13 protein-coding genes and 2 pseudogenes are annotated in these 13,824 nt (G+C 74.6%); 6 read left to right on the top strand and 9 right to left on the bottom strand.

Annotated elements, in window-relative coordinates; genetic code table 11:
- Positions 1–30: 30 nt before the first annotated feature.
- Complete coding sequence (locus ABD946_RS18565) at positions 31–756, bottom strand: DUF2071 domain-containing protein (protein WP_345284952.1); 726 nt, start codon at positions 754–756, stop codon at positions 31–33.
- The gene (locus tag ABD946_RS18560; protein WP_345284951.1) at positions 753–1,088 is read right to left on the bottom strand and encodes a metalloregulator ArsR/SmtB family transcription factor; all 336 of its coding nucleotides are present in this window, start codon (positions 1,086–1,088) and stop codon (positions 753–755) included. Before ABD946_RS18560 ends, ABD946_RS18565 begins: the two co-directional genes overlap by 4 nt.
- 71 nt (positions 1,089–1,159) lie before the next feature.
- Here ABD946_RS18560 and ABD946_RS18555 point away from each other — a divergent pair, with 71 nt between their 5' ends.
- Positions 1,160–1,777: a MarC family protein gene (locus ABD946_RS18555; protein ID WP_345284949.1), complete on the top strand. Its 618-nt coding sequence runs from the start codon at positions 1,160–1,162 to the stop codon at positions 1,775–1,777.
- A 43-nt stretch (positions 1,778–1,820) separates the two neighbouring features.
- Here ABD946_RS18555 and ABD946_RS18550 read toward each other — a convergent pair whose 3' ends face one another.
- The gene (locus ABD946_RS18550; protein WP_345285028.1) at positions 1,821–2,246 is read right to left on the bottom strand and encodes an Lrp/AsnC family transcriptional regulator; all 426 of its coding nucleotides are present in this window, start codon (positions 2,244–2,246) and stop codon (positions 1,821–1,823) included.
- Between the two features lie 179 nt (positions 2,247–2,425).
- Here ABD946_RS18550 and ABD946_RS18545 point away from each other — a divergent pair, with 179 nt between their 5' ends.
- Both ABD946_RS18545 and kynU read left to right on the top strand, forming a co-directional pair.
- Entirely contained in the window at positions 2,426–3,259 is an 834-nt protein-coding gene (locus ABD946_RS18545; RefSeq protein WP_345284947.1) for a tryptophan 2,3-dioxygenase, read from the top strand.
- The gene (gene kynU / locus ABD946_RS18540) at positions 3,256–4,506 is read left to right on the top strand and encodes a kynureninase (protein WP_345284945.1); all 1,251 of its coding nucleotides are present in this window, start codon (positions 3,256–3,258) and stop codon (positions 4,504–4,506) included. Before ABD946_RS18545 ends, kynU begins: the two co-directional genes overlap by 4 nt.
- Positions 4,507–4,661: 155 nt before the next feature.
- On the opposite strand, the gene ABD946_RS18535 is transcribed toward kynU, so the two are convergent.
- The 4 genes and pseudogenes from ABD946_RS18535 to ABD946_RS18520 form a co-directional block, all read right to left on the bottom strand.
- Positions 4,662–7,121 (bottom strand): SAV_2336 N-terminal domain-related protein, encoded by a 2,460-nt coding sequence (locus tag ABD946_RS18535; RefSeq protein ID WP_345284944.1) that lies wholly within the window; start codon positions 7,119–7,121, stop codon positions 4,662–4,664.
- Positions 7,122–7,293: 172 nt separating this feature from the next.
- Positions 7,294–8,301, bottom strand: a complete 1,008-nt coding sequence (locus tag ABD946_RS18530) for an AAA family ATPase (protein ID WP_345284942.1) — start codon at positions 8,299–8,301, stop codon at positions 7,294–7,296.
- 193 nt (positions 8,302–8,494) lie between these two features.
- Positions 8,495–10,210: pseudogene (locus tag ABD946_RS42790) on the bottom strand (VMAP-C domain-containing protein); the annotation flags it as partial.
- A 34-nt stretch (positions 10,211–10,244) separates the two neighbouring features.
- Positions 10,245–10,589 (bottom strand): CU044_2847 family protein, encoded by a 345-nt coding sequence (locus ABD946_RS18520; RefSeq protein WP_345284938.1) that lies wholly within the window; start codon positions 10,587–10,589, stop codon positions 10,245–10,247.
- Positions 10,590–10,761: 172 nt separating this feature from the next.
- Between ABD946_RS18520 and ABD946_RS18515 the strand changes: the two genes are divergently transcribed.
- A complete protein-coding gene (locus ABD946_RS18515; protein ID WP_345284936.1) occupies positions 10,762–11,256 on the top strand; it encodes a F0F1 ATP synthase subunit B in 495 nt (164 codons plus the stop codon).
- Positions 11,257–11,459: 203 nt separating this feature from the next.
- On the opposite strand, the gene ABD946_RS18510 is transcribed toward ABD946_RS18515, so the two are convergent.
- Positions 11,460–11,888: a hypothetical protein gene (locus ABD946_RS18510; RefSeq protein ID WP_345284934.1), complete on the bottom strand. Its 429-nt coding sequence runs from the start codon at positions 11,886–11,888 to the stop codon at positions 11,460–11,462.
- Positions 11,889–11,959: 71 nt separating this feature from the next.
- Positions 11,960–12,715: pseudogene (locus tag ABD946_RS42785) on the bottom strand (choice-of-anchor A family protein); the annotation flags it as partial.
- A 28-nt stretch (positions 12,716–12,743) separates the two neighbouring features.
- On the opposite strand from ABD946_RS42785, the gene ABD946_RS18500 reads away from it, so the two are divergent.
- A complete protein-coding gene (locus ABD946_RS18500; protein ID WP_345284930.1) occupies positions 12,744–12,944 on the top strand; it encodes a hypothetical protein in 201 nt (66 codons plus the stop codon).
- Between the two features lie 243 nt (positions 12,945–13,187).
- Positions 13,188–13,670, top strand: a complete 483-nt coding sequence (locus tag ABD946_RS18495) for a DUF2269 family protein (RefSeq protein ID WP_345284928.1) — start codon at positions 13,188–13,190, stop codon at positions 13,668–13,670.
- Positions 13,671–13,824 lie beyond the last annotated feature (154 nt).

Here is a 13,824-nt window from a genome sequence, read left to right as displayed (position 1 = left end):
GTGACCCCGGGGTCAATCCTGGCCCCGGGGTCAGGCGGCGGCCATCGCTGGGAGCGGGTGCCAATCGGCGGGGACCTGACGCATCAGCAGGGCGCAGTCCAGCTCGGCGGTGCCGGGCGGGAAGCGGTCGGCGGCGTCGAAGTAGCTGGAGGCGGCGGAGCGGACGGTGCAGGCCTCGATCCGCCAGCGATCGGTGCGCAGCTCCATGCCGTCGAGGCGGTCGCCGGCTCCGGCGGGCGACCAGCCCTCGGCGCCCTGGCGGAAGAAGCGGGAGGCCTCGGCGAGGTCGGCGAAGAGGGCGCTGCCGTGCAGGTCCTCGGCCGGTTCGACGGTGACGTCCACCCGGAGCTCGCCGTCCCGGGTGGCGAGGGCGACCCGGATCTCGTCCTCGGTCTCGCGCACCCGGAAGTCGGCCCGGCCGTGCTCGCCGGGGAAGATCCGGCCGCCGGCCCAGGCGTTGAGCGCCGAGCCGGTGTCGCGGCGCGGGATGTAGACGCCGGTCCGTACGCCGTCCGGGCCGTCCCACTCGACCGCGATGCGGTGGGCGGCGTTCTCGCTGCGCAGCCCGATCGCCCGGGGCAGGCCGAGCGGTCGCACCTCACCCAGGCGGAGCAGGCAGATCCCGGCGACGGCGTGGCCGTTCACCAGCTGCGGGCGGAGGGCGGCGGGCAGCAGCGCGGCGGCGGCCTCCGGGTCGACCCGGTAGTTGACCAGCAGGCGGCGCTCGATGGTGCTGGCGAGGCGGGGAGCCCTCATGACGTCTCCTCAGGAGCGTTGGCGGGGCGCCACTTGGTGTGGCGGAGCACGATCTGCTCGGGGCAGACGGCGCTGAGGAAGCGGCCCACGCAGGTGGCCAGCCGCTCCTCGGCCAGGGAGTAGAGGATCCGGTTTCCGTCCCGGCGTTCGGTGACCAGCCCGGCGCCCTTGAGGATGCCGAGGTGGCGCGAGATGGACGGCCCACTGATGGCGAACCGGCCGGCGATCTCGCCGGCCGCCAGCTCTCCGCCGCGCAGGTCCTCCAGGATCTGACGCCTGGTCGGGTCGGCGAGGGCGCGGAAGGCTCCGGCCTCGTCCTGGGCTTCTGTCATGGTTAGATATTTAGCACCATAGCTAAATATCTGGCAAGGCGCGGGCGGCCGCACTGGCCGATGCTGGGCTGGTGATCGCGTTCAACCTGAGCAGTGCGTTCGTCGCCCTCTTCGCCGTGGTCGGGCCGCCCAAGGTGCTGCTCACCTTCGCGCAGCTGGCACGCAGCCGGACGCACCGGGAGCTGGTGCGGCTGACCTTGGTGGCCACCGCGCTGGCGGCGGTGGTCGGGGCGGCGATGGCCTACTCCGCCGACTTCCTGACCGACTTCTTCCACGTGGACGACTGGTCGATCCAGCTGGCCGGCGGGCTGATCTTCTCGATCTACGCGGTGGCCCTGGTGCTCGGGGTGCACCTCGGCGGCGGGGACGACGGGGAGCACCTGGAGAACCAACTCGCCGAGGGCATACGGGAGTTGCTGGTGCCGTACATCGCCAGCCCGCTGGGCATGACGGCGGTGCTGGTCAGCTCGCTGGAGGAGGACAGCTGGGGCTGGCACTCCACCATCGCCGGGGCCTACCTGGCGGTGGTGGCGATCAACTGCTTCTGCGTCCTGGTGCTCTCCAAACCGCTGCGGCGGGCGCACCGGACCTCGCTGGAGGTGCTCTCCCGGCTGCTCGGGCTGCTGCTGGCGGCGGTCGGGGTCGAGCTGTTCGTCACCGGGCTGGAGAGCCTGCGGAAGCTGTACTGACGGCTGGTCAGGGGCGGGGCCGGGGCCGCGGTCACCACCGCGGTCAGGGCAGCTGGACGGGGCGCCAGGGCACCGGGCTGGAGAGCACCATCGAGCTGGACGGCTGGCCGTACCCGGCGAGCCGGTCGATCAGCCGCTCGAACTCGGCCATCCCGGCGACCGCCACCAGCAGCGCGCAGCAGGCCCCGCCGGTGACGCGGTGCAGCTGGAGCACCTCGGGCCACTCGGCCACCGCCGGATCGCGGAGCACGCAGCGCGGGCCGTAGCACTGGATCTGCACCAGCGCGGTGACCTTGAGCCCGGCCCGGTCGAGGTCGACGTGGGCGTGGTAGCCGCTGATCACCCCGTCGGCCTCCAGCCGGCGGACCCGTTCGGCGACGGCCGGTGAGGAGAGGTTCACCCTGCGGGAGAGCTCGTTGTAGGAGAGCCTGGCATCGGCCTGGAGTTCGGCGAGCAGCAGGCGGTCCACGGCGTCCAAGGGGTGCTCCTTTGCGTTCGGCAGGCCGGGGCCGCCCAAGACCTTCCGTCCGGAAGGCGGCGGGGCCGATCCGGCATCCGTCGCCCATTCAATCCGGTGCCGCGCCGACCGCACAATGGGGGCCGTCCGCAGGCGGGCAGGAGCAGCAGTACGGAGCAGCAGGAGGAGCCATGGCGGCAGATCCCCAGGTCAGTACCCCGAAACTCGCCTTCGGCGACGCCGAGGAGCCCGAGGCCACCACCCCGTACGCGCAGTACGCCAAGCTGGACGTGCTGCACAGCCTCCAGCAGCCGCGCAGCAAGGTGGACGCCGAGCTGTCGTTCATCATCACCACCCAGGTGATGGAGCTGCTCTTCGACCTGCTGCGGCACGAGTGGACCACCGCGCGGCACGCGCTGCGCGAGGACGACCTGACGGCGGCTCACGCGGCGCTCAAGCGCGGCCACCACGTGCAGGACGTGCTGGCCAACTCCTGGGACCTGCTGGCCACCATGACGCCGATGGAGTTCGCCGCCTTCCGCCCGGTGTTCGGCGAGGCCAGCGGCTTCCAGTCCTCGGCCTTCCTCCGCCTGGAGTTCATGATCGGCAACAAGAGCTCCCGGCTGCTGACGATGTACCAGGGCATGCCCTCGGTGCACGCCGAGCTGACCGCCGCTCTGCACGCGCCCGGCCTGTACGACGAGGCGCTGGCCCTGCTGGCCCGGCGCGGGCTGGACGTCGACGTGGCGCCCGGCCCGGAGCGGCACCGGGAGAGCGAGCAGGTCACCGCCGCCTGGCACCGCGTCTACACCGACCCGGCGCTGGCCGACCTGGCCCTGCTGGGCGAGGCGCTGCTGGACACCGCCGAGCGGGTCACCCGCTGGCGGCAGCGGCACTACTCGGCGGTCAAGCGCTCGATGGGGGCCAAGCCAGGCAGCGGCGGCTCCAGCGGGCTGAGCTGGCTCAAGCAGTCGGCCGACCAGGACGTCTTCCCCGAGCTGTGGAACGTGAGGAACGAGCTGTGACCACCACCGGCCTGACCACCCGTGAGCAGTGCGCCGCGCTGGACGCCGCCGACCCGCTGGCCGCCTTCCGCTCCGAGTTCGTCCTCCCCGAGGGCGTGGTCTACCTGGACGGCAACTCGCTCGGCGTGCTGCCCGCCCGCACCTCGGGCCGGGTCCGCGAGCTGGTCGAGGTCGAGTGGGGCGAGCGGCTGATCCGCAGCTGGAACGAGGCCGGCTGGTTCGAGCAGCCGCACCGCCTGGGCGCCCGGGTCGCGCCGCTGGTCGGAGCCGCCCCGGGCCAGGTCGTGGTCTGCGACACCACCTCGGTCAACCTCTTCAAGGTACTGGCCGCCGCCCTGCGGCTGCGCCCGGGCCGCTCCACCGTGCTGGCCGAGCGGGCCGCCTTCCCGACCGACCTCTACATCGCCGAGGGCGTCACCTCGCTGGCCGGCGGCGGAGCGCACACCGTGCTGCTGGACTCCGCCGAGCAGCTGGAGACCGCGCTCGGCGAGGACACCGCCGTGGTGGTGCTCTCCCTGGTGGACTACCGCACCGGCGAGCTGCTGGACATCGCCTCGATCACCCGCCGGGTCCAGGCGGCCGGTGCCCTGATGGTCTGGGACGTCTGCCACGCGGTCGGCGCCCTGCCGGTCGAACTCGACGCCTGCGGCGTGGACTTCGCGGTCGGCTGCACCTACAAGTACCTCAACGGCGGCCCCGGCTCGCCCGCCTTCCTGTACGTGGCCGAGCGTCACCTGGGCGTCGCGGAGCAGCCGCTGAGCGGCTGGTTCGGCCACGCCAAGCCCTTCGACTTCACCCCGGGGTACGAGCCGGTGGCGGGCATCGGCCGCTTCCTGACCAGCTCCCCCTCGCTGCTCGGGCAGGCCGCGCTGGGCGCCTCGCTGGACGTCTGGGAGAAGGCCGACCTGGCGGCGGTGCGGGCGAAGAGCCTGGCGCTGACGGACCTGTTCATCGAACTGGTGGAGCCGCTGGCGGCGTACGGCGTCGAGGTGGTGACGCCGCGGGAGCACGCGCGGCGCGGCAGCCAGGTCGCGCTGCGGCACCCGGACGGGTACCCGGTGGTGCAGGCGCTGATCGAGCGCGGGGTGATCGGTGACTTCCGGGCGCCGGACCTGATGCGGTTCGGCTTCACGCCGCTGTACCTCTCGTACACCGAGGTGTGGGACGCGGCGCGGCACCTGACCGAGGTCCTGGAGAGCGGCGAGTGGCGCGAGGAGCGCTTCTCCCGCCGCGGCGCGGTCACCTGATCCTGGGGGCGTGGGGAACGTACACGGTTGCCCCGGGGGCGCGAGGAACTGCGCGCGGGGGAACGGCAGCACCTGCAACTGGCTGACGGAGCCTCAGTTGCAGGTGAGCCGCCTTCCGACTCGCGCAGTTCCTCGCGCCCCTGGCGGCGTTGCCGCTAGCCGCGGGACGGCCGGTCGGCGAGGTAGACGATCCTCTCGGCGATGCGGTGGACGGCCAGTTCGTAGGAGGTGCGGTCGAGCGCGCGGAGGCCCTGGTCCGCGTAGCGGGCTCCGAAAGCGCGGTCGCGGTAGTCGAACTGGCCGGCCGGGGGCGGGAGTTCGCGGTGGTCCAGCGGGTCCCAGAAGACCGGGACGGTGGCGCGGCGGTGGCCGCCGAAGGCGGACCATTCGCGGGTGGCCCGGAGCCCGCGGAAGCAGCCGTGCCCGTAGAGCGGGACGAACACCTCGCAGTGCCGCACGGCGTCCGGCTGGCCGGCCACACCGGCCAGGTCGGAGAGCTGCCAGACCTCCTCGCAGAGGTCCTCGAAGAAGCGGTCGGCCCGCGGGTCGGGGTCGGTGTCGCGGGCCAGGTAGAAGTGGCGGCGCCCGGCCGCCGGGTTCCGCATGAAGACCAACTCCTGCTGGCTCCCGAGGAGTTCGGTGCCCTCGTCGGCCCGGGCCGCCGCCTCGGCGAGCAGCTCGCCAAGGGTCAGCTCGGGCGGGCCGCCGGGCCAGCCGAAGCGGAACACCTCGTTGCAGAGCGAGGCCAGCGAGCGGGCCCCCCGGGGGCGGTCGAACCAGACCTGGGCCGAGACCCCGGCGTCCCGCTCGGCCAGGACCAAGGTCCGGGCCGGGCTCTTCACCAGGGCCCGGGCGGCCAGTTCGGCGCCGGGGTCGAACCCGGGCGCGGCGGCCAGCAGCACCAGCAGGGTGTCCTCCGCGCTGCGGGCGGCCGTCCGCAGCGCGGCCCGGAGGCCTTCCGGGTCGCTGCCGGCCCAGACCTGGCCGCGCGGCAGGCCGACCAGCTCGCGGTCGGTCAGGTGGGCCGCCAACTGGTCGATCTCCTCAGCCTCTTCGGAGTACAGCACCGCCCAGGACCGGGCCGGGTCGATCCGGGCCGCCTGGCGCGGCACCTCCACCCCGACGATGCCCAGCGCCGCCGGGCTGACCAGGGCGAACGGGCGCCGCTCGGCGGTCAGCGGGGCCCCCTCGGTGTCGGTGGCCGCGATGGCCGCGATCTCGTCCGGCACCCGCCCGGCCCGGGCCGCCACCTCCTCCCCCACCCGCACCAGCAGGCCGACCGCCTGGTGGGTGACCGAGCGCGGCAGGGTGTGCACCAGCAACTCCCGCACCCCCGGCCGGAAGTCGAAGCGCTCCGGGTGGCCGGGCCGCGCCACCAGCAGGCCGCTCACCACCAGTTCGGCCAGCTGCTGCGGCCGGGGGCGCGGGATCGCGGCGTGCTGCAGCAGCCGCAGCACCGGCAGCGCCGGGGTGGTCAGCGCGGCCAGCCCCGCCAGGGTGTACGCCTCGCGGGAGGCGGTGGCCCGGAAGCGGCGCACCGCCTCGGCGGGCGTCAACTCCCCCGGGGCCGGGCCGCCGTGACGGACGGGGGCCGGGGCGGCGCCCAGGCGGACCGCCGCGCCGACCACCTCCGAACCGCCCGGGCTGCCCACCAGCTGCGCCCAGTTGGCCAGCCAGGCCGGGTCCGCCTCCAGCACCGGGAGGACCAGACCCGGCTCCCCCGGCCGCTGCGGCCGGCAGTCGGGGAGGTCCGGGGGCTCCAGCGGGGTGAAGCCGTACGCCGGGTTGGCCGCGCCGGCCTCCGGGGCGGTGAGCAGGCCGGCGGCGGCCGGGAGCGCGGTGAGCGGCCAGAGGCGCTCCGGGAGCGGCTGGACCAGGGCGACCGGGCCGAGGCGGGCCAGGCCGGCGAGCGTCCGGTGCCACCGCTCCCCCGGCCGGCCGGGGCGCCACTGCGGGCCCATCGCGTCGCTGAGGACCAGGGTGGCGGTCCGCGGGCCCGGCTGCCCCCCGGTCAGGGTGCCGTCGGGGGCCAGCCAGGCACGGGTGACCTGGCGGAAGGCGCCGGTCTGCCGCAGCAGGGCCCGCAGTTCGCGGGCCAGCGGGCGCCAGAGCGCCATGGTCGGACCGGTGTCCAGCACCAGACGGAGCGTCAGCCAGCGTTCGCTGCCCGGGCGCAGCACCGGGAGCCAGTGCACCGGCCCGGGGCCGCGGAGCGCCTCGGCCAGGCGGTTGGCCGTGGCGGTCTCGTCCAGCACCGTCCGGTGCGGGTCCGGGACGTGCCGCTTCAGCGGGCGCAGCGCGCGCTGGAGGTCCAGCGGGCGGGCCAGCATCGGGGCGCTCGGCGCCGCGACGGTGCTGCCGCCGGGCAGCCCGCCGGACGGCTCGGCGGCCGGCAGGTGGAGCGCCAACAGCGAACCTGCGGGGCCGGCCTCCTGACGGACCGTCTCCGGCCGCTCGGGCACATCCTCGACCACGGGATCGGCGGCCTTCCCCGGCAGGACGGTCCGCCCGCTGACAGGTGCCGAGCGGGCGGCCAGCCAGAGGAGCTCGGCCAGCTCCACCGCGTCCGCCCCGGGCCGCCCGAGCCCGCCGAGCACCTCCGCCAGGCGGTCCACCTGCGCACCTCCGAGCAACGAGGCTTGCCCTGCGGGCGGCTGGGCAGGGAACGGAGCCGACCGCCCTGCGGGCGGCCGACTCGACGACGGACCGTCAGCCCCCACGGGCAGCGCCGACCCCGGCTCCGGCTCAGGTGGCACCAGGGGGCCCGAGGGGTCCGGGGCCGGGGGTTCAGAGGTCATCGTCGTCCCGGCCTCTGCTGAGGTAGGCCATGACGCGGGCGGCGAGGGCGGCACGGTCGGCCCGGTCGGTGAGTTCGGGGCGGGTGGTGAGGTAGATGGCGTTGAGGAGCTGGTCGGTGGCCAGTTCGCCTTCGCCGCGGCGGTCCAGGAAGACCTGGAGGATCTCGGCGACCACGGCACGGTCGGCCTCCGGCAGGTGGGAGCGGACGATCTCGGCCAGCTCGCTGCCCTCGGGCCGCTTGAGCTCCAGGACGACACAGCGCCGCAGGAAGGCCGCCGGGAACTCCCGCTCGGCGTTGCTGGTGAGCACCGTGAACGGGAAGGCCCGGCACCGCACCCGCCCCCCGGTCACCGGCGCCCGCCCGTGCCCGTCGGCGGTGAGCACCTGCGCGACGGGCTGCTGCGGAGCCGCCCGCACCAGTTCGTCGATCTCGTACTGCCCGTCCTCCAGGACGTGCAGCAGATCGTTGGGCAGGTCGAGGTCACCCTTGTCGATCTCGTCGATCAGCAGCGCCCGCGGCCGCGCGTACGGGAGCAGGGCGGTGCCCAGCGGCCCGAGCCGCAGGTGTTCGTCGAGCCCGGCGCCGGTGGCCTCGGGGCCGGCCTGGTTGGCGGCGTAGAGGCGGGAGAGCGGGTCGTACTGGTAGAGGCCGTCGCGCAGGGTGGCCCGGCTGGTGATGTTCCAGCGCAGCACCGGTCCGAGGCCCAACTCCCGTGCCACCGCGTACGGGAGGCTGGACTTGCCGCTGCCGGGCGGGCCGGTGACCAGCAGCGGGCGCCGCAGGTGGAGCGCGGCGTTGACCAGCTCGACGGTCTCCGGGGTGGGCCGGAAGGTGGAGGCCCGGTGACCGGCCGAGGCGGCGGAGGGGTCGGCCTCGGGGGCGGGGGTGTCCAGCGGCGGGCCGCCGTCGAAGGCGCGCCAGGGCGGCGGGGCGGGCAGGGCGGCGAGGCCGTCGTGGGGCTGCTCGGCACCCCGGTAGATCCGCTGCAACGGCATGGGACTCTCCTGCGGCTGGCCCCGGCCGCGCGGGCGGGAGGTGACGGACGGTCGGGGAACGGGAGTCAGACCTCGGACGGCGGGTCGTGTGGGCGGGAGCGGGTACGGCCGGTGCGGGCTGGGGAGGAGTAACGGGTCCCTCCCAGAGCAGCACCAGGCCGGCCGCCCAGTGCCCGGCCGGGTCGCCGCCCTCCTCCGCCTGGTGGCGCAACTGCTTGATCCGCTCCGGTAGTTCGGACGGCGGGGTGCCGGCCAGCTCGACCGCCAGTCTGGCAGTGAAGGACCTCCCCCGGCACGCGCGGCCGGGCTGGTGCCGCTCCGAACAGGTCCACTCCGGCCAGATCACCGCGTGCACCCCGGCGCCGAGCGCGGCGTCCAGCAGCGGGGCGTAGCGGCGGGCCTTGGGCGAGCCGGGCAGCACCGGCAGTTGGGGGCGCTCGACCGGGCGGAGCAGGTGGTAGAGGGTGCGGGCCTCGCCGGGCTCGGCGCAGTCCAGCACGTGGGCCAGGGTGCGGCGTTCGTCGCGCCGCAGCGCCCAGTTGAGCTCCAGGGTGCGGCGGTCGGCGGCCGAGTCGCGGCGCTGGCGGTCGACCACCACCACCGGGTGGTCGGCGCCGAGCGGGCCGAAGGAGTGCTTGCCGGTCCAGGCGTGCACCGGCACGGTGAGCAGCTTGCGGGGCAGCACGAAGACGACCAGCTCGGCGCCGTCCGACTCCAGCCGGCCGAGCTGCTGCTCGATCTCGCGGAGCACCTCGGCCTGGAGGTCACCGCCGGAGAGGGTGCGCGGCACGGCCGGCCCCGGCTCGCCGTCGCGCACCGTGCGGACCGCCACTGTGTACCGGCCGCGCCCGGCCCCGCTGTGGCCGATCTCGACCAGGATCGGCCGCCAGCGCCGGGCGGCGGCCCGGCCGGGGTGGACGAGCCTGATGCCGCCGTCGGCGAGCCGGAGCAGCCTGGTCCGGCGCTCGCGCTGCTCGGGGGTGGCGTCCCCGGCCGACTCGGCGAGCAGTGCGGCGAACTCGCGCACGGGGTGACGGCTGGTCAGCGGGCCGGTCACCTCGGAGAGCAGGTACCAGCAGGTCTCCCAGAGGCTGCCCGGCCTGGTCGGCGGGTCCAGCAGCCCCTGGGCGGCGGTGGCGGTCCGGTAGAGCTCCAGCGGGTCGCAGGCCCCCGGCCCGGCCGTGGCGCCGACCCCGGCCACCAGCTCGCGCAACTCCCTTACCTGGTCCGGCGGGAGGGCCGCGCCGGGGATCAGGTCGGCCAGTTCGGGGACGTAGCGGGCCAACGCCCCGGCGGGCAGCATCTGGCCGATCCGCAGCGCCGGCGGGGTCCGGCCGTCCGGGCCGGGCGGCAGCTGCCGCCCGAGGGTGTCCTGGGCGGCCGTCACGATGCCGACCAGCTCGCCGGTGTCGGAGTCCACCACCGGGCCGCCGCTGAAGCCGGGCGAGAGCGGCATGCCCTGGCCGTCGTGCTCCAACTGCACCAGTTCGCCGCCGATCAGCAGCCCGGCCCGGGTCGGCCGGATCTCGCTGCTGCGCCCGGCGTCGTGGCCGAACGGGAAGCCGTGCGCGGTCAGCCCCGGGTAGGGCGGGCGGTCCCAGTGGTGCAGCGGGGCGAACGGCGCGGGCCTGGCCACCCGGTCGGGCACCGGCTCCGCCAGCTCCAGCACGGCCACGTCCCCGGTGCCGTCCCGGCCGTGCCGCCCGCTGGGCCAGGGCCCCCGGCGCAGCACGGTGGCGGGCAGGGCCGGATGGTCCGGCCGGTGGGCGAGGCGGACGGTGACGGCCGCGTGCCCGTGCACCACGTGGGCGCAGGTCAGCACGTGCCGGTCGGTGACCAGCACCCCGGCGCCCACCGTGGGCTCCGGGCCGCCGGTGTCGATCCGGGCCAGCCAGTACGGGTACGCCATCGCGGCTGCTCCGGCCCGTCGTCCGCCGGCCCGCTCAGGCCGAACGGCCGGGCGTCCAGCTGAGCCTGACGGTCAGATGGGCCTCGGCGGCGGTCTTGGCGATCAGCGCCCCGGCCTCGGCGGTGAGCTTCACGCCGAACTCCAGCTCCACCTCGTCCGGCGCCAGGCTGCCGCCCCGGAAGACCGCCAGCGCCGACTCGGCGGCGGACCGCACGCCCGCCAGCGCCTGCTCGAAGGTCTCCCCGGCCCGCTCCACGGCCTGGGCCGCACCCCGGCCGACCGGCTGCATGGCGTACGGGTCGGCAGCGGCGGCACCGGCGGCCTGCTCGACCCGGACCACGGCCCCGTCGGCCGTCACGAACTCCGCGTACTGCGCCAAGACTTCCCCTCCCGGGCACAGGTCCGGCTTCTCCCGGACCGAACGCTCCGCGATCGTCGCACAGCACGGCCCGCCGCGCACCGGGTTCCGTCCGGTCGGGATCGAACCGGTAGGCGAACGAGTTCCGTCATTCTCCGTACATGACGTGTCATCAGACCGTAGGGTCTGGTTCATGGACATCGGACCTTTGGAGCCGAGCAAGGCTCAACTCCTGGTCGGACTCCTCGCGTTCTTCCTGATATTCGTCACGCTCGGCCGTCTCCTGCTTCCGCGCGCGGAGCGGGTGCTGGCCGAGCGGTACGAGGCCACCGAAGGGAAGCTGGAGAAGGCCGAGGCCCTGCGGGCCGAGGCCGAGCAGGTGTACGCGGAGTACCGGCACGTGATCACCGAGGCCCACCACGAAGCAGCCCGGTTGCGTCAGCAGGCGGCCGAGGAGGGCGCCGCGGCGGTCGCAGCAGCACGGGCCGAGGGACAGCGCGAACGAGAACGGCTGGTGGGGTCCGCCCGGGCGTCCATCTCGATGGACGCCGACCTGGCCGCGCTCGAACTGCGGGTGCACGTCGGCGTGCTGGCGATCGACCTGGCCGGGCGGGTGGTCGGCGAGCCGCTGGAGGGCTTCTCCGACCGGGCGGGCGTGGTGGAACGGTTCTTCGCGGAACCGCGCTGACGCCTCCCCTCTGACAGTACGACGGTGCCCCGGACCCTGGGTGGGTCCGGGGCACCACTGCGTTCAGGGGACGGGTCAGCCGTGGCGGCCGCGGCGACGGCGCGACAACCAGAAGGTCAGACCGCCGGTGCCCAGCAGGGCGCCCGCCCCCCAGGGCGGCCGGGAAGACGACATCGGCACCGGTGATCGGCAGTTGGCCGTCGTCACCGCCACCGCCGCCACCGCTCTCGGTCGGGACCGCCCCCGATCCGGTCGGGCCCGGAGTGGTGGGCACCGGGGTCGAGCCGGACGGGTTGGGGCTCGGCGTCGGCGTCGGCGTAGGCGTCGGGGTAGGCGTGGGGGTCGGCGTCGGCGTCGGCGTCGGCGTCGGCGTCGGCGTGGGGGTCGGCGTCGGCGTGGGGGTCGGCGTCGGCGTCGGCGTCGGCGTGGGGGTCGGCGTCGGCGTCGGGGTAGGCGTGGGGGTCGGCGTCGGCGTCGGCGTCGGCGTCGGCGTCGGCGTGGGGGTCGGCGTCGGCGTGGGGGTCGGCGTCGGCGTCGGCGTCGGCGTGGGCGTCGGAGTCGGCGTCGGAGTCGGAGTCGGCGTCGGCGTCGGCGTCGGCGTCGGCGTCGGGGTAGGCGTCGGCGTCGTGCACTCCGGCATGTCGCCGTCGAACGGGTAGTTGTGGATCTCGCTGCCGCTGCTGCCCGTCTGGACCAGGTTCCCCGCGACGTACACCCGGCCGTTGAAGCCCGGGGTCTGGATGGTGGTCGTGCCCGTCTTGCTGGCGCTCATCAGGGAGCCCTGGAACTGGGCGCCGCCCATGATGGTCGTGGTGGCGGCGTTCGGGAAGTTCCACAGCAGGTTCGGGCGCAGCTCGGTGAACGGGTCGCCGTCGAGCCCGGTGCCGGTGTTGGTGTTGATCACCGGGTTGGTGCCAAGCATGTTGATGATGACCGTGGCCCCGGCCGGGATGCCGGTGATGACGAAGTCGGCCGCGCTGGTGGTCGAGCCCAGGTTGCCCGGCACGTTGAAGATCTGCCGGGCGCTGGTGCCGTCGCCGGTGAAGGTGACCTGGTTCCCGCTGGTGGTCACGGTGCCGGTGGCGGTCTGGGTGGAGGCGCAGGTGGAGAGCCCGGCCAGCTGGTCCGGGATGCCGGAGTACTGGTCCCCCGCCGTCGCGTCCTGGATCGCCTGGCCGGTCGGCACCACGTTGACCGTGCCGCTCAGCGTGCTGCCGTAGCGGAAGTTGCCGTAGGCCAGGGCGCCGAAGGTGTCCGAGGTCCCGCCGACCTCGACCGTGTTGCCGGAGGCCACCGTGACGGTCCCGCCGACGGTCACGAAGTCGGTGCCGTTGGAGGGCACCACCCGGGAGCCGACGCCGGCCACCGCCATGTTGAAGAGGCCGCCGCCGTCCTTGTTCACCGAGAAGTCCCCGAGCGTGACGACCTTGCCCTCGGCCTCGGCGGCCCGGCCGGCCACCGAGTAGTTCCCGCCGACGAAGACGTTGATGGTGTCGTCGCGGCCGACCACGTTGCCGTTGTTCGGCGGGGGCCAGGTCGCCGGGCAGTCGGGCCCGCTGCAGGGGCCGAGCGGCGGCGACAGCGGGGCGGCCGAGACCAGCACGCTGACCAGCACCACCGGCAGCACTGCCGCCGCGGCCGCCAGGCCGAGCCTGCGGGCCGTCGGCCGCGGGCCGCTCCGCTCCTGACGTTCGGTCACTCGCACGGGGAACCCCTCTGTTCAGCTACGGCCACCCACCAGCAGCGGCATGACCGACCCATTGAACGCTTCCAAATCAGGACAAGACGGATGCCACGCTCTATTTCATGACAGATGTCAACAGATGTGCGATCGGTGACCGCCCGTCAGAGGACACCCCGACCGGTCGGCGTGGGCCACTCGGGTGTTAGCGTGCTGGCGTCCCGCCCCGTCGCCGCTAAGGAACCGCCCCATGACCAAGCTGCTGCTGAGCCTGCACGTCCTGGCCGCAGTGCTCTTCATCGGGCCGGTGGCGGTGACGGTGAGCATGTTCCCGCGCCGGGCGAAGGCCGCACTGGCGGGCGGGGAGGACCGGCCGCAGGCCGAGGCCTCGGTGCGGCTGCTGCACCGGATCACCCAGGTCTACGCGCTGCTCGGCCTCGCGGTGCCGCTGCTGGGGATCGGCACCGCCCAGGTGATGGGCGTGATGGGCGACGTCTGGCTGATCACCTCGATGGTGCTCACCGGCCTGGCCGCGGCCCTGATGCTGCTCTTCGTGGTGCCCGGCCAGCAGGCCACCGTCGACGCCCTCGACGCGCCGCAGGACCAGGCCGAGCAGGACCGCGCCGTCAAGGGCCTGCGCCTGCTCCCGATGACCGCCGGCCTCTTCAACCTCCTCTGGGCGGTGGTCACCGTGCTGATGGTGATCCGCCCCGGCTCCACCACCGGCGCCTGATCCGTTCGCACTCGGCTTCACATCTGCGGGTTCGCGTTCCGCTCGATCACGGTACCTCTCTGTGCAGTGACCGTGACCGGAGGGAGCGCAAGGCATGAAGGAGTGTTCTATACCCGAGGTGGCCGCCGCGGTGCGGGCGGTCGGTGAGTTCCTG

The sequence above is a fragment of the Kitasatospora albolonga genome, assembly GCF_039535905.1.
GTDB lineage: Bacteria > Actinomycetota > Actinomycetes > Streptomycetales > Streptomycetaceae > Kitasatospora > Kitasatospora albolonga.
Note: the sequence above shows the minus strand (reverse complement) of the source record. Positions and strands in the feature narration are given on the sequence as shown.